Source organism: Micromonospora sp. BQ11 (genome assembly GCF_052068135.1).
Lineage (GTDB): Bacteria > Actinomycetota > Actinomycetes > Mycobacteriales > Micromonosporaceae > Micromonospora.
Map to the genome: position 1 here is coordinate 336,324 of NZ_JBQHDB010000001.1, position 22,425 is coordinate 358,748.

A 22,425-nucleotide genomic window follows, 5' to 3' on the forward strand; every position below is an offset into this window, starting at 1 on the left:
CGGTGACGTCAGGTGTCCGCCGTCAGGGGCGACCCATGCCGCGGTACTCCCAGCCGGCCTGCGTCCACAGTGCCGAGTCGAGGCAGTTGCGGCCGTCGACCACCTTGCGGCCGGCGGCCAGTTCGCCGAGGACGACCGGGTCGGCGTTGCGGAAGTCGGCCCACTCGGTGAGCACGCAGACCAGGTCCGCTCCGGTGACGGCCTCGTTGATCCCCGGCTCGTAGGTCAGCTCGGGCGCCACCGCGCGGGCCCGCTCCATGCCCTGCGGGTCGTAGACGTGCACGTCGGCGCCGGCCTTGCGCAGCAGCGCGGCGACGGCGAGCGCGGGCGCGTCGCGTACGTCGTCGGTGTTGGGCTTGAAGGTCGCGCCCAGGACCGCGATGCGGGTGCCGGAGAGGTCCGGACCGGCGGGCCCGGACCGGCGGCCGAGCAGTTCCGCGGCGAGCTGGACCACCCGGGTCCGGCGGCGCAGGTTGATCAGGTCGACCTCGTGCAGGAAGCGCAGCGCCTCGCCGGCGCCCAGCTCCTGCGCCCGGGCCTGGAACGCCCGGATGTCCTTCGGCAGGCAGGCGCCGCCGAAGCCGAGCCCGGCCTGGAGGAAACGGTTGCCGATGCGCGGGTCGAAGCCGATCGCGCGGGCCAGGTGGGTGACGTCACCGCCGGAGGCCTCGCAGACCTCGGCCATCGCGTTGATGAAGGAGATCTTGGTGGCCAGGAACGCGTTCGCGGCGACCTTGACCAGCTCGGCGGTGGCGAAGTCGGTGACCACCAGCGGGACCTCCCGGTCCTCCGTGGCGGCCAGGTCGAAGACGCCCTTGTGGGCGGCGTAGAGCATGCCGTTGGCCCACTCGCTCTTGACGCCCACCACGATCCGGTTGGGGCGCAGCACGTCGTCGACGGCGAAGCCCTCCTGGAGGAACTCCGGGCTCCACGCCACCTCGACGCCCAGGTCGGTCGGGGTGTGCTTGCTGACCAGCTGCTCCACCCACTCGGCGGTGCCCACCGGCACGGTCGACTTGCCGACGATGAGGGCCTTGCGGTTCAGGTGCTGGGCGAGGCTGGTGACGGACGCCTCGACGTACGACAGGTCGGCGCCCATGCCGTCGGCCCGCTGCGGGGTGCCGACGCAGATGAAGTGCACGTCGCCGAAGTCGGCGGTCTCGGCGATGTCGGTACTGAACCGCAGCCGGCCGGCGGCCAGGTTGCGCTTGAGCAGCTCGTCGAGGCCCGGCTCGTGGATCGGCACCTCGCCCGCGTTCAGCATGGCGATCTTCTCGGCGTCCACGTCGAAACCGAGGACCTCGTAGCCCAGCTCGGCGTAGCAGATGGCGTACGTCGCGCCGAGGTAGCCGGTGCCCAGGAAGGTCACCCGGGGCCGGGCGGCGCCCGAGGGGGGCGTGACCGCCGCGATGGCGGGCGTCGGCTGGGTGTTGGGGTACGGGATCGTCACGCCTGTCTTCTCCGCTCGCACTGGCGACCGCATTCTCGTGTCGCATTCTGCTGCGGCGCCTGGCGGGGCACCGGGGTGGGGGTGGTGGTGTGCTTCTTCACATGGTCACCGAGCGGCGTCGGTGGTCGTCGATCACCGGGCCTACGCGGCGGTAACATCGCCTGAACTGTGGTCGCTATCCTTCAGTTTGCGTGGTCGGCGGTCAGTTCACGCTACAGACCTGCGCATGATAGCGGTGAAGGGGAGGGGCCGACATGGCCGCAGAGCAGTCGTTCGACGTCTACCGGATGCCCGAGGAGCACGAGGCGATCCGGGAGGCGGTCCGTGAGATCTGTGCGGCCAAGGTGGCTCCGCACGCCGCCGAGGCGGACGAGACCGGCGAGTTCCCGAAGGCGTCGTACGACGCCCTGCGGGCCGCCGACTTCCACGCCCCGCACATTCCCGTCGAGTACGGGGGCGCGGGGGCGGACGCCCTGGCCACGGCGATCGTGATCGAGGAGGTGGCGCGCGCCTGCGCCTCGTCCTCGCTGATCCCGGCGGTCAACAAGCTCGGCACCATGCCGCTGCTGCTGGCCGGCTCGGAGGAGCTGAAGCAGAAGTACCTGACCCGGGTGGCCTCCGGTGACGCCATGTTCTCGTACTGCCTGTCCGAGCCGGAGGCGGGCAGCGACGCGGCGTCGATGACCACCCGCGCGGTCCGCGACGGCGACCACTGGGTGCTCAACGGCGTGAAGCGCTGGATCACCAACGCCGGGGTGTCCGAGTTCTACACCGTCTTCGCCGTGACCGACCCGTCCGCGCGGTCCCGGGGCATCTCGGCCTTCGTGGTGGAGAAGTCCGACGCCGGTGTCAGCTTCGGTGCGCCGGAGAAGAAGCTCGGCATCAAGGGGTCGCCGACCCGCGAGGTCTACCTCGACAACGTCCGGATCCCGGCGGACCGGATGATCGGCGCGGAGGGCACCGGCTTCGCCACGGCCATGCAGACCCTGGACCACACCCGGGTCACCATCGCCGCGCAGGCCGTCGGCATCGCGCAGGGCGCGCTCGACTACGCGAAGGCGTACGTGCAGGAGCGCCGGCAGTTCGGCAAGGCCGTCGCCGAGTTCCAGGGCATCCAGTTCATGCTCGCCGACATGGGCATGAAGCTGGAGGCGGCCCGACAGCTGACGTACGCGGCGGCCGGCAGGTCCGAGCGCGGCGACGCCGACCTGACCTACTTCGGCGCGGCGGCCAAGTGCTACGCCTCGGACGCCGCCATGGAGATCACCACCGACGCGGTGCAGCTGCTCGGCGGTTACGGCTACACCCGGGACTACCCGGTCGAGCGGATGATGCGGGACGCCAAGATCACGCAGATCTACGAGGGCACCAACCAGGTGCAGCGGATCGTCATGGCCCGCCAGCTGCTCAAGGGCTGACCGTTCGGGGGCGGGCCGGTCTCCCGGCCCGCCCGCGCGGATCAACGGATCAACGGATCTCGGTGGTGTCCTCCGGTCGGTGCGGGCTGCGCGGCGGAGCGGACCAGGGCGATTCGCCGCCGGTGCGCCGCGGCAGCGGCTCGGGCGGGGTCTGGTCGGGGTAACCCAGGGTCAGCGGCGCGGTGTCCCGCTCGGCCTGGTCGGCCGGCGGCCAGTCGGTGAGGGTGAAGTCCTGCCGCTCCGGGCCGGTGGCCGAGGTCAGCTCCGCCTCGGTCACGGGCCGGGGCCACCGCTGCCAGCGCTGCGCGCTGAACGTGGCCATCAGCAGCATCACGCCGATCAGGAACAGCGTGCCGTTCTCCACCGGCAGGCGCAGGGGCAGGGGGTCCCCCAGCACCTCCCAGTCGTCCGGGATGCGGTCGCGCGTGTCGAACGGCGCGACGAACATCCCCACGTACGGGATGACGAGCAGCAGCCCGGCCACCAGCGGGCCGAGCGGCGAGGTGCGCAGTGTGCCGGCCAGACCGAGCAGGACGCCGCCGACGGCGAGCCACACGGCCGGTTCGATCAGGTTCGCAGAGTTGTACTTTCCGATCTCCACCCATCGGTCGACGGTCCGGGCCGACCCGTCCTGCCCGAGGGTGACCAGCACCCATGTGACGGGTGCCACCACCACACCGGCGAGGAAGCTCCAGAGATGACGCATCCGCGCACCGTACCTTTTCCGACATGACCGAGCACCCCTCGACCACACCGCCCGGCAAGCCGACCGCGTACTCCCGGGTGACGCTGAGCCGCATCATGACCGCCGTCGACGTGAACCTCTACGGCACCGTGCACGGCGGGGTCCTGATGAAGTTCGTCGACGACGTGGCGGGCGCGGCGGCGGCCCGGCACAGCGGGGGCACCGCGGTCACCGCGGCGATCGACGAGATCGTCTTCTCCGAGGCGGTCCGGGTCGGCGACCTGGTGCACGCGCACGCCCAGGTGAACTGGACCGGACAGACGTCCATGGAGGTCGGGGTACGGGTGGTGGCCGAACGCTGGGACTCGGCCGAGACCCAGCCGGTGCGGGTGGCTACCGCGTACCTCGTCTTCGTCGGCGTCGACGTGGGCGGCGCCCCGCGGACGATCCGGCCGGTGCTGCCGGAGACCCCGGAGGACGAGCGACGCTTCCGGGAGGCCGAGATCCGCCGCGCCCACCGGCTCGCCCGGCGCCGCGCCATCCAGGCGCACCGGGCCGGCTGACGCGGGTGTAAGGAAGGGCCCCTTGTTAACGCCAGGCGTTAACAAGGGGCCCTTCCTTACACCTCGACCCACACAGACCGACGGGTGGGCGTGTGGGCCGCACACGCCCCCCGCGCGGCACCCGCTGCGGAGAATGGCGCTTCCAGGTAGGGCAAGATGGCGCCACGGCCCAGGCACAGTGTCGTGACGGGGCGCGAGGGAGGGTGGAGCAGTGGGTGACGTGCTGTGGACGCCGCCGGCGGACGTACTCCAGCGGTCGCGGATCGGTGACTACCTGAGCTGGCTGCGGGAGCACCGGGGGCTGGACTTCGCCGACTACGACGAGCTGTGGCGCTGGTCGGTCACCGACCTCGACGCGTTCTGGCGCTCGATCTGGGACCACTTCGAGGTGGTGGCGCACACCCCGCCCACGGCCACCCTGGCCGACCGCGGCATGCCCGGTGCCCGCTGGTTCCCCGGCGCCACCCTCAACTACGCGGAGAACGTGCTGCGGATGCCGGGCCGCGCCGACGACGACCCGGTGGTGATCGCGCACGGCCAGACCCGCCCCCCGGCCACCCTCACCGCCGCCGAGCTGCGCGAGCAGGTCCGCCGGGTGGCGGCCGGTCTGCGCCGGCTGGGCGTCACCGCCGGCGACCGGGTGGCCGCGTACGCGCCGAACATCCCCGAGACGTACGTGCTGCTGCTGGCCACCAGCAGCCTGGGCGCGATCTTCTCGTCCTGCGCGCCGGAGTTCGGCACCCGCAGCGTCACCGACCGCTGGCAGCAGATCGCACCGAAGGTGCTGGTCGCGGTCGACGGTTACCGCTACGGCGACAAGCCGGTGGACCGCCGGGGCGAGGTGGTCGCGATCCGGGCGGCCCTGCCGTCGCTGCAGCACACGGTCGGGATCGCGTACCTGGACCCGGCCGGCCCTCCGCCGCCGGGGGCGGTGGCCTGGGGCGATCTGGCCGGGGACACCGACGAGCCGCTGACCTTCACCCCGGTCTCCTTCGACCACCCGCTGTACGTGCTCTACTCCTCGGGCACCACCGGGCTGCCCAAGCCGATCGTGCACGGCCACGGCGGCATCCTGCTGGAACACCTGAAGATGCTCGCCCTGCACCACGACCTGGGCTCGGCCGACCGGTTCTTCTGGTTCACCACGACCGGCTGGATGATGTGGAACTTCCTGGTCTCCGGGCCGGCCGTGGGTGCGAGCATCGTCCTCTTCGACGGCAACCCGGGCCACCCGGACCTGGGCGCGCTGTGGCGGCTCGCGGAGGAGACCGGCACCACGTACCTCGGCACCTCCGCGCCGTTCCTGCTGGCCTGCCGCAAGGCCGGGCTGGTCCCGAGGGAGATCGCCGACCTGTCCGCGCTGCGCGGGCTCGGCTCGACCGGCGCGCCGCTGCCGGCCGAGGGCTTCATCTGGGTGTACGAGACGGTCGGTGACCGCCTCCAGCTCCAGTCGCTGTCCGGCGGTACCGACGTCTGCACCGGTTTCGTCGGCGGGGTGCCGCTGCTGCCGGTGCACGCCGGTGAGATCACCTGCCGGGCGCTGGGCGCGAAGGTGGAGGCCCGCTCGGCCGACGGCACCCCGGTCATCGGCGAATTGGGCGAGCTGGTGATCACCGAGCCGATGCCGAGCATGCCGGTCGGGTTCTGGAACGACGTCGACGGCAGCCGCTACCGGGAGGCGTACTTCGACGTGTACCCGGGCGTCTGGCGGCACGGCGACTGGATCACGATCAACTCCCGGGGCGGCTGTGTGATCACCGGCCGCTCCGACGCCACCCTCAACCGGGGCGGCGTACGGCTGGGCACCGCCGAGTTCTACTCCGTGGTGGAGGGTATGGACGAGGTCGTCGACTCCGTCGTGGTGCACCTGGAGGACGACGAGGGCGGCGCCGGCGAACTGCTGCTGTTCGTGGTGCTCGCCGAGGGGCGGGACCTGGACGACGACCTGCGGCGCAAGATCTGCCGGGAGCTGCGTACCGCCCTGTCGCCGCGCCACGTCCCGGACGAGATCCACCAGGTGCGGGCGGTCCCGCGTACTCTCTCGTCGAAGAAGCTGGAGGTCCCGGTGAAGAAGATCCTGACGGGTACCCCGGTCGACTCGGCGGCGGCCAAGGGCGCGCTGGCCAACCCCGAGTCCCTCACGGCCTTCGCCACCTTCGCCCAACGCCGCACCCCGACCGACAACCCCACCCCAGCCTGACCCCCGGCTCCCGGCCCTCGGCTCCCGGCTCCCGGCTCCCGCGATCTTGCACGTTCCGTCGGGGCAGAAGCCGCATTTCACGCCATAACAGCGACCGAAAGTGCGAGGGCGAGGGCGAGGGCGACGGCCGGGGCGCGGGCGGGGCGGGGCGGAGGTTAGGGCAGGGTTCGGGTGACTTTTTCGGTCTCGGTCCGGGTGGGGAGGCGGGTCGGGTCGAGGTTGGCGCAGAGGACCACCGTCGCGGCGGTGGCAAGGGGGGCCAGGAGCCAGTCGAGCGGGTCGGGATGTGCCGCCGCGTCGACCAGGACGCGGTCGCCGGGGGCGAGGCCGAGGTCGTCCGCGCGTCGCCGCGCGCGTTCCACCAGGTCTTCACCTCCGGAGGCGTACGGGGTGAAGTGGTCGCCGTGCGCGCGGACCTCCAGCACGTAGTCGGCGAAGCCCGGCGGCACCTGCCGCATGGGCAGCGCGAACGGGTCGAGGGCGAGGGCGTACCGGTCCCCGGCCGACCACGCCTCCGCCTGGCCCACCCGGTCGGCGGCGGCGAAGAGCACGTCCACCTCGCCCGGCGTCTCCGCCACCGTCAGCCCCGCCGACCAGCAGCCGAGCAGCACCGCCGCGGTCTGCCAGTGCGGTGGGAGCAGCACGCCGACGGTGTCGCCGGCACCGAGGCCCAGCTCGTCCACGAGCAGGTTGGCGGTCTTGGACACCCAGTTCGCCAGCGTTGCGCCGGACAGCTCGGTCCGCTCACCGGTGGCGTCGTCGTACCACGTCAGCAACGGTCGGGTGGGGTCGGGCGCGATCGCGTCGGCGAAGACCCGGGCAATGTTCTCGGCCATCGGCGCGAACGATACGCCTCCGCCAGCCGTAGGAGATGACAGCGACAAGACGGCGTACCGTCGGGTCGCAGTCACCGCCTCCCGGGGGCTGCGGCGTAGGCTTGCTCAGGAGTGTTGTTCCCCACAGACCCGCCAGTTCAAGGAGTCGCCCCGTGACCGCCGGTCGCCCGCCCCGCGTGCTCATCGACGCCACGAGTGTCCCCGCCGACCGTGGCGGTGTCGGTCGATACGTCGACGGCCTGCTCGGCGCCCTCGGCAAGGTGTGCGGGTCAGGAGTGGAGCTGGCCGTCGTCAGCCTCCGCACCGACCTGGAGCGCTACACCCGGATGCTGCCGGGCGCCGAGATCATCCCCGCCCCGGCCGCCGTGGCGCACCGTCCCGCCCGGCTCGCCTGGGAGCAGACCGGCCTGCCGTTGCTCGCCCAGCAGGTCGGCGCCCAGGTGCTCCACTCGCCCTTCTACACGTGCCCGCTGCGCGCCGGTTGCCCGGTCACGGTGACCGTGCACGACGCGACCTTCTTCACCGAGCCGGAGCACTACGACAAGTCGCGGCGCACCTTCTTCCGCAGCGCGATCAAGACGTCGCTGCGCCGGGCCGACCGGGTGATCGTGCCCAGCAAGGCCACCCGGGACGAGCTGATCCGGCTGCTCGACGCCGACCCGACCAAGATCGACGTGGCCTACCACGGTGTCGACCACACCGCCTTCCACGCTCCGAGCGAGGAGGAGAAGGCGCGGGTACGCGCCCGGCTGGGGCTCGGCGGCTCCAGCTACGTGGCCTTCCTCGGTGCGAAGGAGCCGCGCAAGAACGTCCCCAACCTGATCCGGGGCTGGGCCCGCGCGGTGGCCGAGCGGGAGGACCCGCCGGCGCTGGTGATCGCCGGTGGCCAGGGCCACGACGACGACATCGACCGGGCGGTGGCGGAGGTCCCGTCGCACCTGCGTCTGCTGCGCCCCGGCTACCTGCGCTACGCCGACCTGCCCGGCTTCCTCGGTGGGGCACTCGTCGCCGCGTACCCGTCCTACGGTGAGGGCTTCGGCCTGCCGATCCTCGAGGCGATGGCGTGCGCCGCGCCGGTGCTGACCACGCCCCGCCTGTCGCTGCCCGAGGTGGGCGGCGACGCGGTGGCGTACACCAGCGAGGCACCCGACCAGATCGCGACGGACCTGGTGGCACTGCTCGACGACGAGCAGCGCCGCCTGACCCTCGCGAAGGCCGGTTTCCACCGGGCGAAGGAGTTCACCTGGGAGTCCAGCGCCGAGGTGCACATCGCCGCCTGGACCCGGGCCCGCGCCTGAGCGGCGTTGCGGGAGCTGACCGGGGCCTGCCTCCCAGGAGGGTCGGGCATGATGTGCGGGTGATTTACGCCGTCATCCCGGCGGGCGGCAGCGGCACGAGGTTGTGGCCGTTGTCCCGCGCGGGCCACCCCAAGTTCCTCCACCCGCTCACCGGCTCGGCCGCCTCACTGCTCCAGGCGACGGTGGAGCGGTTGGGCCCGCTGGCCACACCCGAGCGCACGCTGGTGGTCACCGGAGCTGCGCACGTCGCGGCGGTGGCGCGTCAGCTGACCGGGCTCCCAGAGGAGAACTTCCTGGTCGAGCCGTCGCCCCGGGACTCCTGCGCGGCGATCGCGCTGGCCGCGGCGGTCATCGCACAGCGGGACCCGCAGGCGGTCATGGGCTCCTTCGCGGCCGACCATCTGATCGGTGACCCGGAGCGCTGGCGGGAGGTCGTACGGGAGGCCGTCCGGGGCGCCGAACAGGGCCTGTTGATGACGGTCGGTATCACCCCCACCCGTGCCGAGACCGGCTACGGCTACCTGGAGACCGGTGAGCCGAGCGGCGACGGCCCGCTGCGGCCGGTCGCCGAGTTCAAGGAGAAGCCGAGCGCCGACGTCGCCGACACGTACGTCCGCTCGGGGCGGCACCTCTGGAACGCCAGCATGTTCGTCTGGCGGGTCGACGTCTTCCTCGCCGAGCTGGCGCGCCAGCAGCCGGCCCTGCACGCCGGCATCGTGGCGATCGCCGCGGCGTGGGGCACCGAGGAGCAGGACGACGTGCTCGGCACGGTCTGGCCGACCCTGCCGAAGATCTCCGTCGACTACGCGGTGATGGAGGGCGCGGCGACCGCCGGCCGGGTGGCGACCGTACCGGGCGACTTCGGCTGGAACGACGTCGGCGACTTCCACACCCTCGGTGAGGTGCTGCCCGCGGACGATCACGGCAACGTGGTGCTCGGTGTCGACGGCAAGCCGGGCGTGCTGCTGCGGGACAGCCACGACCTGGTGGTGGTGCCGCAGTCGGGGCGGCTGGTGGCCACGATCGGGGTCCGCGACCTCATCGTGGTGGACACCCCCGACGCGCTGCTGGTGTGCCCGCGTGACCGCGCCCAGGACGTCAAGAAGATCGTCGACGAGCTCAAGGAACGGGGCGAAGAGGGGCTCGTCTGAGTGCCGCCAGGGCTGGTGGGATCAGCTTCGTGGTCCCGCCGGCCAGCGGTTCCGGCAGCCGGTCGGGCGGGAACCAGCCCAGGTCCTCGGACTCGTCGCTGACCGCGCCGACCGCGCCGGGCGGGGCGAGGACGGCGAAGCGCACGTCGTGGTGGAACGAGCCGCCCTGGCAGCCCACCGCGTGGATGTCGACGTCGATCGGCACCGGGTCGATCCGCAGGCCGGCGATGCCGGACTCCTCGGTCGCCTCTCGGAGGGCGGCGCCGGCCAGCGTACGGTCGCCCGGCTCGCAGTGCCCGCCGAGCTGCACCCACCGGTGGAACTTGCCGTGCAGGCACAGCAGCACCCGGGTGCCGGTGGCGTCGAGGACCAGCGCGCTGGCGGTGACGTGGCCGGCGCGGTGCTCCCGGCTCATCGCCAACGGCCCGGCGGCCAGCAGATCCAGGGTGCGGTCGCGGGCCGTGGCCGCCTCCGGTGAGGTGGGCGTCCAGCCGCGCAGCACGGCGAGGGCGTCGGCGTGCAGTTCGACGTTAAGAGGGGGCCCTTCTACAACTCCAGGCGTTAACAGGGGGCCCTTCCTTTCGTCTGGCACGCCGATACTGTACGTGCGGCGCCTTTCTAGGCTGGGCGGGTGACCCTGCGACTGCTCGAATTCGTGGTGGCCGGCAACGAGGCCAGTGATCTGCTGCCGGTACGGTCGGCGGAGCTGCTGCGCGCGTACGGCGCCCGGCGTGGTTTCTGGACGGTGCTGGACGAGGGGCCGGTCGAGCGCTGCCTCGCCCTGCTGCTCGAGCAGGACGACGACCGGTGGGTCGCCCACCACGTCGTCGCGGACGCCGGGGGTGAGAACGGCCGGACCGAGGACGGCGAGGCGCTCGCCCACCACGACGGCTGGGTGTACGTCTTCGGGTCCCACTTCGGGTCCAAGGCCGGACCGCTGCGCCCGCGCCGGGCCTTCGTCGCCCGGTTCAGGGAGGACGACGCCGCGACCGGCCGGGTGCCGGTGCAGGTGGTGCGCAACCGGTTCCGGATCCACCGGGCGGTCAACGACGCCCTGCTGAAGGCCCCGTTCACGCCGCTGCCGCCGGGCGACCGGGTCCGGACGCGGTTCATCGGCGAGACCGTCAGCCGGGGCACCGCCCGGTCCAAGGGCTGGGTGAGCAGGCTGGTCCTCGACGACCTGCCCCTGAACATCGAGGCGGCGGCGTTCACCCCGGCCGGCACGGTGCTGCTCGGGCTGCGGTTCCCGGTCACGGCCGACGGCGAGCCGATCCTCGTCGAGTTGGCCGGCGTACCGGGCATGTTCGACGCCACACCGGTCTGGCCGGACGCGCTGGGGGCGTACGTCCTGACCGGGGTGACCCCGCCGGGCGTGCTGACCGGCCTCCGCGCGATGGCTCCCACCCCGGACGGCGGGTACGCGGCGATCGTGGGGTCGATCGACGCGCTGGGCAAGGGGTCGGTGCTGTTGGAGGACCACCCGGCCGGCGGGGACGTGGCGTCCCGGCACGTGCGGTTCCCGGCGCCCGGTGCGGGGCACCTCGTCCGGGGTGAGCTGGTGGCCGATCTGGCCCCGTTCCACCACGTGGAGGGCCTGGCGGAGCTGGACGGGAGCTGCTTCTACGTCACGGACGAGGACCACCGGGTCGCGCTCTGGGTGGGCTGAGCCGGCCCGGCGCGGACCGGCGACCGGGTGGCACCTCCGCGGAAGAGAAGCCGCGGACCCTCGTGGTGCCACCCGGACGCCGATCCCCCCGCCCCCGGGGCCCCGGGGCCGTACGCAGCTGGGGCGTCGGTCCCGGTGGGCAGGGGAAGCATGCCGAGTCCGGCCCGGGGGCGTCGAGGTCTTTCAGCTCACGCTTAAAGATGGAGGAAATTACCGCCCGGTACAGTCGAACGGCCGTCGGGCGAACCCCTCCGCCCGTGGCACGGGAGCGCCTATGCTGAAGATCCACTTTTCCGGTGCGGACATCCTCCGGACCCGGGTGGCGCCGGCGGCGGATCCGGTCTGGGAACTGGTCCTCAGCCTGCACCTGCTGCCGGGCCGCAGTCGGGACCCCCTGCTGGCGGGGTGGCGACGCGGTGTGACCCGGGTCCTGCACAGCCAGAGCCGTTCCACCGGGCTGCGCCTGCTGATGGCCCTCAACCCGCCGCGCGGCTACTTCCCCGACTTCCTCACCCCGTACGAGAGCCTCGGCGGGTTCGAGGCCGGCATGGAGGCCGTCCGCAGCACGCCCGTGTCGCTGCTGCGCCGGGACCTGTCGCTGCTCGCCGCCGGTGGCGGGCTGCCGGACGGTGCCGGTTCGCTGTCCCGGGGTGAGCCCGGCGCGTTGCGTCACCTGACCGACGCCATGGCGGAGTACCACGCGCTGGCGGTCGGCCCGTACTGGGAACGGATCCAGGCGGCGGTGGGCGCCGACCGGGCCCGGCGCGCCCGCGCCCTGCTCGACGGCGGTGTCGAGGGACTGCTCGCCAGCCTGAAGCCGGCCGTGCGTTGGGAATCCGGTGTGCTGGAGGTCCACGACTACCCGCGCAGCCGGGAGCTGCACCTGGACGGGCGGGGACTGCTGCTGGTGCCGTCGTTCTTCTGCGCGCGTACGCCGGTGGCGCTGCTCGACCCGGCGCTGCCTCCGGTCCTGGTCTATCCGGTCGACCGGCTGGGTGACCTGACCCCCACCGCCGGCGGCCGGCCCACCGCGCCGGCCGGCCGGGAGGCGCTCGCGGCACTGGTCGGTCGCACGCGGGCGGGCGTGCTGGAGGCGAGCGACGAGGGCTGCACCACCGGTGAGATCGCCCGCCGGCTGCGCATCTCGGCCGCGGCGGCGAGCCAGCACACGACCGTGCTCCGCAACGCCGGCCTGCTGGTCAGCCAGCGCGACCGCAACACGATGCTGCACACCCTGACCCCGTTGGGCCGCGCGGTCCTCGACGCCTGACGGGCCCGTTCCGCCCGCTCAGAGGGCCAGCGCGGCGACGGCGGTGGTGCCCGGCGGCGGGGGGAGGAGGACGGAGGGGACGCCCTCGGCGGCCAGGGCCGTCCGCAGGCGGTGCACGTCGGCGCCGAACCGGACCAGGTCGAAGGGCTCGACCGGCGTGGCCGGCGACCCGAGCACCAGGGCCGTGGCCTGCGCCGGCCAGCCGGGCACGGTGGCGACCAGCGCGGCGCGTACGCCCTCGTCGGTGACCGGGGCGAAGACCGTGCCGGGCGTGACCGCCCGGCTCACCGCGGCGATCGCCCGGGTGACCGCCTCCGGGTCCGGCCGGGTGCCGACGGGTCCCTCGGGCAGGGTGGCGGCGGCGTTCAGCCCGGCGGCCCGCGCCTCGGCGGTGCCGAGGGAGAACAGGTCCAGCTCCGCGTCGCGGACCAGCACCCGCGCGCCCGGGCCGTCGTCCGGCCGGGTCGCCCGCAGGTAGCCGCGCACCACCGCGACCGGCACCTGGTCACACTTGCCCTTGATCAGCTCACCGGCGGCGGCCAGCTCGTCGACCACGGCCATCTGGGTCAGCTCGAGCTCGTTGCCGTACGGGTCGATCTCACCCCGGTGGTCACGGATGGCGTCCATCCCGGCCACCCCGAGCGCCACGTCGGTGAGCCCGTTGCGCCACGGCCGGCCCATGGTGTCGGTCACGATCACCGCCACGTCCACGCCGAAGCGCTCCCGCAGGCCGGCGCGCAGCGCCCGCGCCGACGCGTCCGGGTCCTCCGGAAGCAGCACCAACCGGGTCTTGTCCACGTTCGACGCGTCGATGCCGGCGGACGCCATCACGAACCCGTGACGGGTCTGCACGATGCGGGTCGCGCCCCGGCTGGCCACCACCCGCGTGGTCTCGGCGGCCAGCACCTCGTCCCGTGCGGCGAGCCGCTCCGGACCGTCGGCGGGCACGTCGACCAGCCGCCCCTCCGCCTTCGAGACGATCTTGCTGGTGACCACCAGCACGTCGAGGTCGCGCAGCCACGGCGCGGCACCGGCGATCATGGCAACCAGGTCGTCGCCCTCGGACACGTGGCCGATGCCCGGCACCGGCAGGATCTCCAGCCTCACGTCAGCTCCATCGCGGCACGGACCATCGCCACCGTCGCCGCCTCGTCGGTCATCCGCAGCGGCACCGCCCGGACGGTCACCTCGGGCACCACCGCGCCCGCGTCCTCCTCGGCCACCAGCCAGCCGTCCAGCAGGCCGCCGGCCGGCCGGCCGCCGTAGAGCCGGCCCACACCGGCCGCGCTGCACTCGACGCCGAGCACCGACAGGCACCGGTCGGCCATGCCGCGCACGGGCGCCGAACCGATGATCGGCGACACGCCCACCACCGGGGCGCCGCCGTCCGCGACCGCCTCGCGCAGGCCCGGCACCGCCAGGATCGGCGCGACGCTCACCACCGGGTTGCTCGGGGCGATCAGCACCACGTCGGCCCCGGCGATCGCCTCGGCCACCCCGGGAGCCGGCTTCGCCGTCTCCGCGCCGACGAAGACGAACCGGTGGGTGGGAATCTCCGCGCGGTACCGCACCCACCACTCCTGGAAGTGGATCGCCCGCTGGCCGCCGTCGACATCGGCTGCGCCGGCGCCGTTCGCGACTGCGGGGCTCGCAAGCTCACTCCTCCCGCTCACCACCACGTGGGTCTCCAGCCGGTCGTCGGTCGCCGGCAGCAGGCGTACGCCGGGCTGCCAGCGCGTCGCCAACGCCTCGGTGACCTGGGACAGGGGGTAGCCGGCGTTGAGCATCGTGGTGCGGACCAGATGCGTGGCGACGTCCTTGTCCCCGAGGCCGAACCAGGTCGGCTCCGCCCCGTACGCGGCCAGCTCCTCCTTGACGGTCCAGCTCTCCCCGGCGCGTCCCCAGCCCCGTTCCGGGTCGGCCCCGCCGCCCAGGGTGTACATGACGCTGTCCAGGTCGGGGCAGACCTTGAGCCCGTGCAGGTGCAGGTCGTCGCCGACGTTCACCACGGCGGTCACCTCGGCGCCGACCTCCCGGGCGTACGCCCGGACGCCAAGCAGGAACCGGGCGCCCCCGATGCCACCCGTCAGAACCACGATGTGCATGCCGACCATCCTCGCGCACGCGTCGCCTCCGGTCCGCCGGTGTCCCGGGAGACTAGGCTCACGTCGGCAACCGTCCGCCCACGCCCGAGGGGGAGTTCGTGACCAGCCCCGACCCCGCGTCGACCGACGCGCGGCACCTGACCAGTCCGCTGCGCGAGCCCGCCGCGCTCGTGCTCCTCGGCGCGAACGCGGTGTTCCTCTTCGTCGGGCTGCTCCAGCTGCTCCTGACCAGCCGGTACGGCACCTTCACCGGCCGGGCCGGCGCCGCCTTCTTCGCGTTCGTCGGGATCGAGGCGGTGGTGCTGCCGCTGCTGGCGGTGCTGCTGGCCACGCACGTGCGCCCGGTGGTTCCCCGGGCGAAACTGATCACCCAGGTGGCCCTCGGTGAGTACGCGGCCAGCGCCGGGCTCGGCGCACTGACCTTCCTGATCTGGACGTTCGGCCGGCTCGCCGAGGGGGAGGCGCTGGACGCCTTCCTCGGTCTGCTGGTGCGCCTCGCCTGGCTCGCGGTGCTCGCGGTGGCCGCGTGGGCGGTGTACACGATCTGGCGCACCCGGTACCACGTGCCGAAGCCCAAGCCGCAGCCCGGCGTGTACGGCCAGCCGCACCCGGGCTGGCCGGCGGGGTCCGGCTGGTCCGTCCCCGGCCAGCCCGGCGGACCGTCGGCCCCGGGTCAGCACGGCGGCCCCCCGGTGCCGGGCCAGCCCGGTGCGTACCCGGCTCCCGGCCAGCCCGGTTGGCCGGGAAGCCAGTACGGCCAGCCCTACCCGGGCGTCCCGCAGCCCGGCCCGACGGGCAACCCCGTGCCGCCGTTCACTCCGCCGCCGGCCAACCCGGCCCCGCCGTTCGGCCCGCCGCCGGCCAACCCGGCGCCGCCGTTCGGCCCGCCGCCGTCGGCCGATCCCACCCAGGCGATCCCGCGCCAACCCGCCGACCCCCGCGAGGACGAAGCCGGCCGCACCCAGCGCGTCAACCCCGACGACCCCAACCACCCCCGCTGACCGGCCCCCACCCGCCCCCGCCCCGCGCGCACTTTCACGGGATTAGTGACTATTCCGCCCCGGATAGCCACCATTTCCGTGAAACAGTGCCTATCCACAACGGGGTGGGTCGCGGTGGGTGGGGTGTGGCGGGTGAGCGCATAGGCTGGGCGGATGGTTGATCGCACCGAGCCGGGCCCGACCGAGGCGAGCGTGCGGCGAGCCCTGCGCCGGGCCGCGAGCGGGCGGGCGCTGGACGCCGACGAGGCCACCGCGCTGCTGGCCGCCCGGGACGGGGCGTTGGACGAGCTGCTGGCGGTCGCCGGGGCGATCCGGGACGCCGGGCTGCTCGCGGCGGGGCGGCCGGGCGTGGTCACGTACTCGAAGAAGGTCTTCGTCCCGCTCACCCGGCTGTGCCGCGACCGCTGCCACTACTGCACCTTCGCGACGGTGCCGCACCGCCTGCCGGCCGCCTTCCTGGAGCAGGACGAAGTCCTGGCGATCGCCCGGGCCGGCGCCGCGCAGGGCTGCAAGGAGGCGCTGTTCACGTTGGGTGACCGCCCGGAGGAGCGCTGGCCGGCGGCCCGGCGGTGGCTCGACGAGCGGGGCTACGACTCCACGCTGGACTACCTGCGCGCCTGCGCGGTGGCGGTGCTGGAGGAGACCGGGCTGCTGCCGCACCTCAACCCGGGGGTGCTCTCCTGGGCGGAGTTGCAGCGGCTCAAGCCGGTCGCACCGAGCATGGGCATGATGCTGGAGACCACGGCGACCCGGCTCTGGTCGGAGCCGGGCGGCCCGCACTTCGGCTCGCCGGACAAGGAGCCGGCGGTCCGCCTGCGGGTGCTCGACGACGCCGGCCGGGTGAACGTGCCGTTCACCACCGGCATTCTCATCGGCATCGGCGAGACCCCGGCCGAGCGGGTCGACGCGATCTTCGCGATCCGCCGGGCGCACCGCGAGTACGGCCACCTCCAGGAGGTGATCGTGCAGAACTTCCGGGCCAAGCCGGACACGGCGATGCGCGGCATGCCCGACGCCGAGCTGCACGACCTGGCCGCGACCGTCGCGGTGGCCCGGGTGCTCCTCGGCCCGAAGGCCAGGATCCAGGCCCCGCCGAACCTCATCGAGGGCGAGTACGACCTGCTGCTGCGTGCCGGCATCGACGACTGGGGCGGCGTCTCCCCGCTGACTCCGGACCACGTGAACCCGGAGCGCCCGTGGCCGCAGCTCGACGAGCTGGCCGCGCACACCGCGAAGGCCGGGTTCACCCTGCGGGAGCGGCTGACGATCTACCCGGAGTACGTCCGCGCCGGCGAGGAGTGGCTGGACCCGCGCCTGCTGCCGCACGTCACCGCCCTGGCCGACCCGGAGACCGGGCTCGCCGTGGAGGACGTCCGCCCGGTGGGCCGGCCGTGGCAGGAGCCCGACGAGACGTACGGGGGTCGGACCGACCTGCACGCCACGATCGACACGACCGGGCGGACCGACGACCGGCGCGGCGACTTCGACCACGTCTACGGTGACTGGTCGGAGGTGGCCGGGAAGGTCAGCGCCGGGGTGAGCGCCGGTGCGGGCGAGGACGACCTGCGCGCCGGGCTGCGGCTGGCCGCCGACGACCCGGCGGCGTTGCTGGAGCCGCGGCACGAGGCGGCGGCGTTGGCGCTGTTCGCCGCCGACGGGCCGGCCCTGGACGCGCTGTGCCGCCTGGCCGACGACGTCCGGCGGGACACCGTCGGCGACGACGTGACGTACGTGGTCAACCGCAACATCAACTTCAGCAACGTCTGCTACGTGGGCTGCCGGTTCTGCGCCTTCGCCCAACGGGAGCGGGACGCCGACGCGTACCGGCTCTCGGTGGACCAGGTCGCCGACCGCGCCCAGGAGGCGTGGGCCGCCGGTGCGACCGAGGTGTGCCTCCAGGGCGGCATCGACCCGAAGCTGCCGGTCACCGTCTACGCCGATCTGGTTCGGGCGATCAAGGCGCGGGTACCGGCCATGCACGTGCACGCGTTCTCGCCGATGGAGATCGTCACCGCCGCCGCCAAGGCCGGCGTACCGGTGCGCGAGTGGTTGACCGGCCTGCGCGAGGCCGGCCTGGACACCATTCCGGGTACCGCCGCGGAGATCCTCGACGACGACGTGCGCTGGGTGCTCACCAAGGGCAAGCTGCCGGCCGCCGCCTGGGTCGAGGTGGTGAGCACGGCCCACGAGCTGGGCATCCGGTCCAGCTCCACGATGATGTACGGCCACGTCGACCACCCGGGCCAGTGGCTCGCCCACTACCGCGTGCTGGCCGGCGTGCAGGACCGGACCGGCGGGTTCACCGAGTTCGTGGCGCTGCCGTTCGTGCACACCAACGCCCCGATCTACCTGGCCGGCATCGCCCGCCCCGGACCCACCTGGCGGGAGAACCGGGTGGTGCACGCGATGTCCCGGCTGCTGCTGCACGGCCGGATCGACAACATTCAGTGCTCCTGGGTCAAGCTGGGCGACGAGGGCACGGTCGCGATGCTCCAGGGCGGCTGCAACGACCTCGGCGGCACGCTGATGGAGGAGACCATCTCCCGGATGGCCGGATCGGGCAACGGATCGGCCCGTACCGAGGAGCAGTTGGTCGCCATCGCGACGGCCGCCGGGCGTCCGGCGCGCAAGCGGACGACCGCGTACGGTCACGCCTCGGCGTAGCGTCGAACCTTTCCCCGCCGCGGGCCGTACCAGTGCGTGCCGGCGGCGGTTACGGCGAGAACCGCCGCCGGCGTCCCTCGCGGGACGGGCGAGAAGAAGCCGGCTCGGCCCGCGACCGTCCTCGCGGGCGCTTCGCGCCACCGCCGGAAAGGTTGCCCATGACCAGTGATCAGCGGAAGCGGCCCTGGCCGCGACTGACCCGCCGGCAGACGTTGACCGCCGCGGCGAGCGCCACGCTCGGCGCGGCCGCCCTCACCGTGCCGGGCCTGTCCGCCGCGCAGAACGCGCCGGGTGCGGCGGCCGACGCCGACGGCCCGATCGTCGTCCACCTGCGCGACGCCGCATCCGGGACCATGGACGTCTTCGTGGGCACGTCCCGCATCGAGGTACGCGACCGCGGCCTGGCGGATCGGCTGCGGCGCGCCGCCCGGCGCTGACGCCACTTCCTTTTCCATCCCTTCGCCCGGGCCGGCGGGGGCTCTCGACGCCGGTCCGGAGATCCCTCTTTCGCACAGTGAGGTGGCTCCGCCATGTCTTCGCACCGCGAGGCGCCGGAAATCGCCAAGGATCCGGTCGCCGACTCCTCCGACCTGTACGCCTTCGTCAGCCCCGACCGCCCCGACACGGTCACGCTGATCGCCAACTACGTACCGTTGCAGTTGCCGTCCGGCGGGCCGAACTTCTTCGAGTTCGGCGACGACGTCCGGTACGACATCAATATCGACAACAACGGCGACGGGCAGGCCGACGTCACGTACCGGTTCGAATTCACGACCGAGATCACGAATGCGAACAGCTTTCTCTACAACACCGGGCCCATCGACTCGCTGGACAGCAGGAACTGGAACCGTCGGCAGTTCTACAGCCTGACCCGCATCGCCGACGGCCGGGAGCACCGGCTCGCCCACAAGCTGCCGTGCCCGCCGTGCAACGTCGGGCCGCTGTCCACCCCGAGGTACGGCGACCTCGTCCGGCAGGCGACGTACACACTGTCCACGGGGGAGCGGGTCTTCGCGGGGCAGCGGGCCGACGGTTTCTTCGTGGACCTCGGCGCCATCTTCGACCTCGGTACGCTGCGGCCCTTCCAGCAGCTCCACGTGGCCGGAAAGAAGATCTTCAAGGCGGAGGGGGAGCCGGTCAACGCCACCGACCGGATGAACGTGCACAGCATCGCCCTCCAGGTGCCGCTGACCAAGGTGCGTCGCCGGGCCAACCGGTACGCCGTCGGCGACGCCGCCTCGGTGATCGGCGTGTGGACGACGGCCTCCCGGCGCCAGGTGCGGGTGCTCGGTGACCGGGGCGCGGCAGACACCGCCACCGGCCCCTTCACCCAGGTGTCCCGGCTGGGAAACCCGCTGTTCAACGAGGTCGTCGTGCCGATGTCCAGGAAGGACGAGTGGAACACGCTGCCGCCGTCGGAGGACAAGCGGTTCGCGAAGTTCGTGGAGCAGCCGGAACTGGCCGCCCTGCTGCCGGTGCTCTACCCGGACGTCTTCCCCAACCTGGACCGGCTGAACAAGTCGAAGAAGGCCCGCGCGGACCTGGTGGCGATCCTGCTCACGGGCATCCCGGAGGGGCTGATCGACGGCTTCACCAACGCCACGGGCGACATCCAGGCCGACATGCTGCGGCTGAACACCGCGATCCCGCCGACGCGTAGGCCGGACCGGTTCGGGGTGCTCGGCGGCGACCTCGCCGGCTTCCCGAACGGCCGCCGGGTGGCCGACGACGTGGTCAGCATCTCGTTGCGGGCGATCGCCGGGCTGACGGTGCCCCTGGTGGACCGGGCCTTCCGTCCCGACGCCGCGGCGGCGGCGGTGACGCCGGGGCTGAGCGCCGCGGACGTGACCGCGCCGTTCCTCACCAACTTCCCCTACCTGGGTACGCCGTACGACGGGTTCAACAACCCGCCGGCGTCGGCCTGATCCGTCGGAGGTCGTCATGCACGCGCACGAGCACACGTACGGGCCGTCGGAGACCGGCAGCGTCGTCCTCGACATCGGTGGTGACACCGGTGCGCTGATCGTCTACACGGGACGCGACGAGCACGGCCGGGAGATCGAGATCAGCCGCGACGACGAGCCGCGCACCCATTCGGCGGTGCGGGAGCGCCGCGTGCAGGACGGCACCTTCCACAGTGCCGTCTACCCGGACCTGCCCGCCGGCTTCTATACCGTCTGGTGGGACGACCGGACGCCGGCCGGAACGGTCGCCGTCACCGGGGGCGCGATCGCCGAATTCGTGTGGCCGAGCAGCACGCCGCGGGAATCCGGCTGAGTCTTGCCGAGCCCGCCACGACCGCGCCCTGTCCACGCTGTGGACAGGGCGCGGTCGGCGTTCCCCGCCTCGACGAGCGGTTCGGCGCAAGTCACGTTAACCTGTGGCCCACCAAGATCAACCGATCTGGGTGGGTGGTCCTCCGGGTCGTCCTCGACCCGTCACGGTACGTCGCCGGTGACCCGCCACGGGAGAAAAGCCGGGCAACTCGCCGGAGAGGGCGTTACCCGGCCGGGGTCTGAATCGATAGGGCAGGTTGCGAGGCCGGGTGGCCGGATGGCTGTCCGGGGGCGTGTCGGGAGGACGACTCCAATATCAAGTTTGGCTTGACGGCGCACGCATTACACGCGTGTAATTTGAATGGGGTTGTCTGCACGGAACGCTACAAATCAGTACCGGACGGACAAGCACGCCTTTCGCGTGGGGGGTTGCAGCGGCGATGACGCCGGTGCGCGACAAGGAGGCAATCGATGGACGGCCAGCTTGAGGTGGCCGACCTGCTCGGAAACGCGCCGGAGTGGCAGGAGCGGGCGCTGTGCTCGCAGACCGACCCGGAGGCGTTCTTTCCCGAGAAGGGCGGCTCGACCCGCGAGGCGAAGCGCATCTGCTCGCGTTGCGAGGTCAAGACCGAATGCCTGGAATACGCTCTCGGCCACGACGAGCGGTTCGGCATCTGGGGTGGGCTCTCCGAGCGGGAGCGGCGCAAGCTCAAGCGGCGCGCCGCCTGAGCGCGGTGTCGGGCCGGGGCGGTGGGGGCCGCCCGGTCCGGGCCGGTGAAGTGATCCGACGGTGGTTGCCGCGCAGGGGCGCCGGCTCAGGCCAACTCGTCGGGATCGACCCCGAGCAGGTTCGCCACCTGCTCGATGATCACGTCGTGGACGAGGTCGGCCAGGTCCTCGCGGTCCATGGCCCGGAACTCCAGCGGGCGACGGTAGAGCACGATCCGGGGCGGCACCTCCTGCCGGCCCGGTCGGCCCGGAAGCAGCCGGGCCAGCGGCACCTCGCCGTCCTCCAGCACGTCGGAGTCGTACACGTTCAGGTCCGGCGGCACGTCCTCGACCGCGAACTCGACACCCGCCAACTCCTTGGCGAAACGCCGTTCCAGGGTCTCGACGGTGTCCAGGACCAGGTCGTCGAAGATCTCCGCCTTGGTACGCGCCAACGGCACCGTCGCCGGCACCAGCCGCCCGCGCAGGCCGCGGCCGTGCCGGTCGCGGCGTACGCGCCGACCGGAGCCGGGGCGGCGATGTTCCGGGCTTCCCATGACGGACAGGGTAGCCCCCGTAACGGCGTGGCCTGCGGCAGCGTCGCCCGGTTGGCGCGCCGGGCTCCGAGGGGGTCGGATTTTGTGATCACCGCGACGGGCGTGTCGCAACGCGAAGCGGTGCGCCGGACCCGGTAATGGAGATACCCTGCCGCACGTGAGGTCACCACGGCGCTGCTCCCGTAACGGCTGCCCCCGGCAAGCGGTCGCCACATTGACCTATGTCTACAACGAGTCGACCGCGGTGGTGGGCCCGCTGGCGGCCTTCGCCGAGCCCCACACGTACGACCTCTGCGAGCCGCACGCCCGGAGCCTGACCGCCCCGCGCGGCTGGGACGTGGTCCGCCACGAGGGCGAGTTCGAGCCCCCGCCGCCCACCACGGACGACCTGGTGGCTCTGGCCGAGGCGGTCCGCGAGGCCGCCCGCCCGGTCGCCCCCCGCCCACCGGAGGACGACCAGCACCACCACGGCTCCCCGCAGACCGGCCGCCGCGGCCACCTCCGCGTAATCCCCCCCAACCACTAACCCCCACCTCCCTGTCGATCATGAAGTCGTTGTCGCGACACGCCGGCGCGG

At 72.9% G+C, this 22,425-nt stretch carries 21 protein-coding genes; 14 read left to right on the forward strand and 7 right to left on the reverse strand.

Annotated elements, in window-relative coordinates; translation table 11 throughout:
* Window positions 1–22 precede the first annotated feature (22 nt).
* A complete protein-coding gene (locus tag ACTMSW_RS01665; protein WP_441178615.1) occupies window positions 23–1,450 on the reverse strand; it encodes a UDP-glucose dehydrogenase family protein in 1,428 nt (475 codons plus the stop codon).
* 254 nt (window positions 1,451–1,704) lie between these two features.
* Here ACTMSW_RS01665 and ACTMSW_RS01670 point away from each other — a divergent pair, with 254 nt between their 5' ends.
* Window positions 1,705–2,868, forward strand: coding sequence for an acyl-CoA dehydrogenase family protein (locus tag ACTMSW_RS01670; RefSeq protein ID WP_441178616.1), 1,164 nt, complete (start codon window positions 1,705–1,707; stop codon window positions 2,866–2,868).
* A gap of 49 nt (window positions 2,869–2,917) precedes the next feature.
* On the opposite strand, the gene ACTMSW_RS01675 is transcribed toward ACTMSW_RS01670, so the two are convergent.
* Window positions 2,918–3,574, reverse strand: a complete 657-nt coding sequence (locus tag ACTMSW_RS01675; RefSeq protein WP_441178617.1) for a hypothetical protein — start codon at window positions 3,572–3,574, stop codon at window positions 2,918–2,920.
* A gap of 23 nt (window positions 3,575–3,597) precedes the next feature.
* On the opposite strand from ACTMSW_RS01675, the gene ACTMSW_RS01680 reads away from it, so the two are divergent.
* Together ACTMSW_RS01680 and ACTMSW_RS01685 are read left to right on the forward strand one after the other, a co-directional pair.
* Window positions 3,598–4,116 (forward strand): acyl-CoA thioesterase, encoded by a 519-nt coding sequence (locus tag ACTMSW_RS01680; RefSeq protein ID WP_441178618.1) that lies wholly within the window; start codon window positions 3,598–3,600, stop codon window positions 4,114–4,116.
* A gap of 211 nt (window positions 4,117–4,327) precedes the next feature.
* Window positions 4,328–6,316, forward strand: a complete 1,989-nt coding sequence (locus tag ACTMSW_RS01685; protein ID WP_441178619.1) for an acetoacetate--CoA ligase — start codon at window positions 4,328–4,330, stop codon at window positions 6,314–6,316.
* A 155-nt stretch (window positions 6,317–6,471) separates the two neighbouring features.
* Here ACTMSW_RS01685 and ACTMSW_RS01690 read toward each other — a convergent pair whose 3' ends face one another.
* Entirely contained in the window at window positions 6,472–7,152 is a 681-nt protein-coding gene (locus ACTMSW_RS01690; RefSeq protein WP_441178620.1) for a TIGR03089 family protein, read from the reverse strand.
* A 152-nt stretch (window positions 7,153–7,304) separates the two neighbouring features.
* On the opposite strand from ACTMSW_RS01690, the gene ACTMSW_RS01695 reads away from it, so the two are divergent.
* Window positions 7,305–8,450, forward strand: coding sequence for a glycosyltransferase family 4 protein (locus ACTMSW_RS01695; protein ID WP_441178621.1), 1,146 nt, complete (start codon window positions 7,305–7,307; stop codon window positions 8,448–8,450).
* Window positions 8,451–8,509: 59 nt separating this feature from the next.
* On the forward strand, window positions 8,510–9,601 hold the full coding sequence (locus ACTMSW_RS01700) for a mannose-1-phosphate guanylyltransferase (RefSeq protein ID WP_441178622.1): 1,092 nt from the start codon (window positions 8,510–8,512) through the stop codon (window positions 9,599–9,601).
* Here ACTMSW_RS01700 and ACTMSW_RS01705 read toward each other — a convergent pair.
* On the reverse strand, window positions 9,570–10,169 hold the full coding sequence (locus ACTMSW_RS01705) for an NUDIX hydrolase (protein WP_441179040.1): 600 nt from the start codon (window positions 10,167–10,169) through the stop codon (window positions 9,570–9,572). The genes ACTMSW_RS01700 and ACTMSW_RS01705 overlap by 32 nt on opposite strands.
* A 63-nt stretch (window positions 10,170–10,232) precedes the next feature.
* Here ACTMSW_RS01705 and ACTMSW_RS01710 point away from each other — a divergent pair, with 63 nt between their 5' ends.
* Complete coding sequence (locus ACTMSW_RS01710; protein WP_441178623.1) at window positions 10,233–11,267, forward strand: hypothetical protein; 1,035 nt, start codon at window positions 10,233–10,235, stop codon at window positions 11,265–11,267.
* A 274-nt stretch (window positions 11,268–11,541) separates the two neighbouring features.
* Entirely contained in the window at window positions 11,542–12,537 is a 996-nt protein-coding gene (locus ACTMSW_RS01715) for an ArsR/SmtB family transcription factor (RefSeq protein ID WP_441178624.1), read from the forward strand.
* Window positions 12,538–12,555: 18 nt separating this feature from the next.
* Here ACTMSW_RS01715 and ACTMSW_RS01720 read toward each other — a convergent pair whose 3' ends face one another.
* Complete coding sequence (locus tag ACTMSW_RS01720) at window positions 12,556–13,644, reverse strand: coenzyme F420-0:L-glutamate ligase (RefSeq protein WP_441178625.1); 1,089 nt, start codon at window positions 13,642–13,644, stop codon at window positions 12,556–12,558.
* Window positions 13,641–14,642 (reverse strand): 2-phospho-L-lactate transferase, encoded by a 1,002-nt coding sequence (cofD, locus tag ACTMSW_RS01725; RefSeq protein ID WP_441178626.1) that lies wholly within the window; start codon window positions 14,640–14,642, stop codon window positions 13,641–13,643. The genes ACTMSW_RS01720 and cofD overlap by 4 nt, the downstream gene beginning before the upstream one ends.
* 98 nt (window positions 14,643–14,740) lie before the next feature.
* On the opposite strand from cofD, the gene ACTMSW_RS01730 reads away from it, so the two are divergent.
* The 6 genes from ACTMSW_RS01730 to ACTMSW_RS01755 all read left to right on the forward strand — a co-directional run bounded on the left by ACTMSW_RS01730 (window position 14,741) and on the right by ACTMSW_RS01755 (window position 21,312).
* Entirely contained in the window at window positions 14,741–15,643 is a 903-nt protein-coding gene (locus ACTMSW_RS01730; protein ID WP_441178627.1) for a hypothetical protein, read from the forward strand.
* A 153-nt stretch (window positions 15,644–15,796) separates the two neighbouring features.
* Window positions 15,797–18,307: a bifunctional FO biosynthesis protein CofGH gene (locus tag ACTMSW_RS01735; RefSeq protein ID WP_441178628.1), complete on the forward strand. Its 2,511-nt coding sequence runs from the start codon at window positions 15,797–15,799 to the stop codon at window positions 18,305–18,307.
* Window positions 18,308–18,465: 158 nt separating this feature from the next.
* Window positions 18,466–18,744: a hypothetical protein gene (locus ACTMSW_RS01740; RefSeq protein ID WP_441178629.1), complete on the forward strand. Its 279-nt coding sequence runs from the start codon at window positions 18,466–18,468 to the stop codon at window positions 18,742–18,744.
* 93 nt (window positions 18,745–18,837) lie between these two features.
* Window positions 18,838–20,232: a DUF4331 domain-containing protein gene (locus ACTMSW_RS01745; RefSeq protein WP_441178630.1), complete on the forward strand. Its 1,395-nt coding sequence runs from the start codon at window positions 18,838–18,840 to the stop codon at window positions 20,230–20,232.
* 16 nt (window positions 20,233–20,248) lie between these two features.
* A complete protein-coding gene (locus ACTMSW_RS01750; RefSeq protein WP_441178631.1) occupies window positions 20,249–20,584 on the forward strand; it encodes a phospholipase in 336 nt (111 codons plus the stop codon).
* Window positions 20,585–21,054: 470 nt separating this feature from the next.
* Entirely contained in the window at window positions 21,055–21,312 is a 258-nt protein-coding gene (locus ACTMSW_RS01755; protein ID WP_007455784.1) for a WhiB family transcriptional regulator, read from the forward strand.
* Window positions 21,313–21,398: 86 nt separating this feature from the next.
* Here the strand turns inward: ACTMSW_RS01755 and ACTMSW_RS01760 are convergent, their stop codons facing one another.
* On the reverse strand, window positions 21,399–21,848 hold the full coding sequence (locus ACTMSW_RS01760) for a metallopeptidase family protein (protein ID WP_120729946.1): 450 nt from the start codon (window positions 21,846–21,848) through the stop codon (window positions 21,399–21,401).
* A gap of 157 nt (window positions 21,849–22,005) precedes the next feature.
* Between ACTMSW_RS01760 and ACTMSW_RS01765 the strand changes: the two genes are divergently transcribed.
* Window positions 22,006–22,374: a DUF3499 domain-containing protein gene (locus ACTMSW_RS01765; RefSeq protein ID WP_396714302.1), complete on the forward strand. Its 369-nt coding sequence runs from the start codon at window positions 22,006–22,008 to the stop codon at window positions 22,372–22,374.
* The last annotated feature ends 51 nt before the right edge of the window (window positions 22,375–22,425 follow it).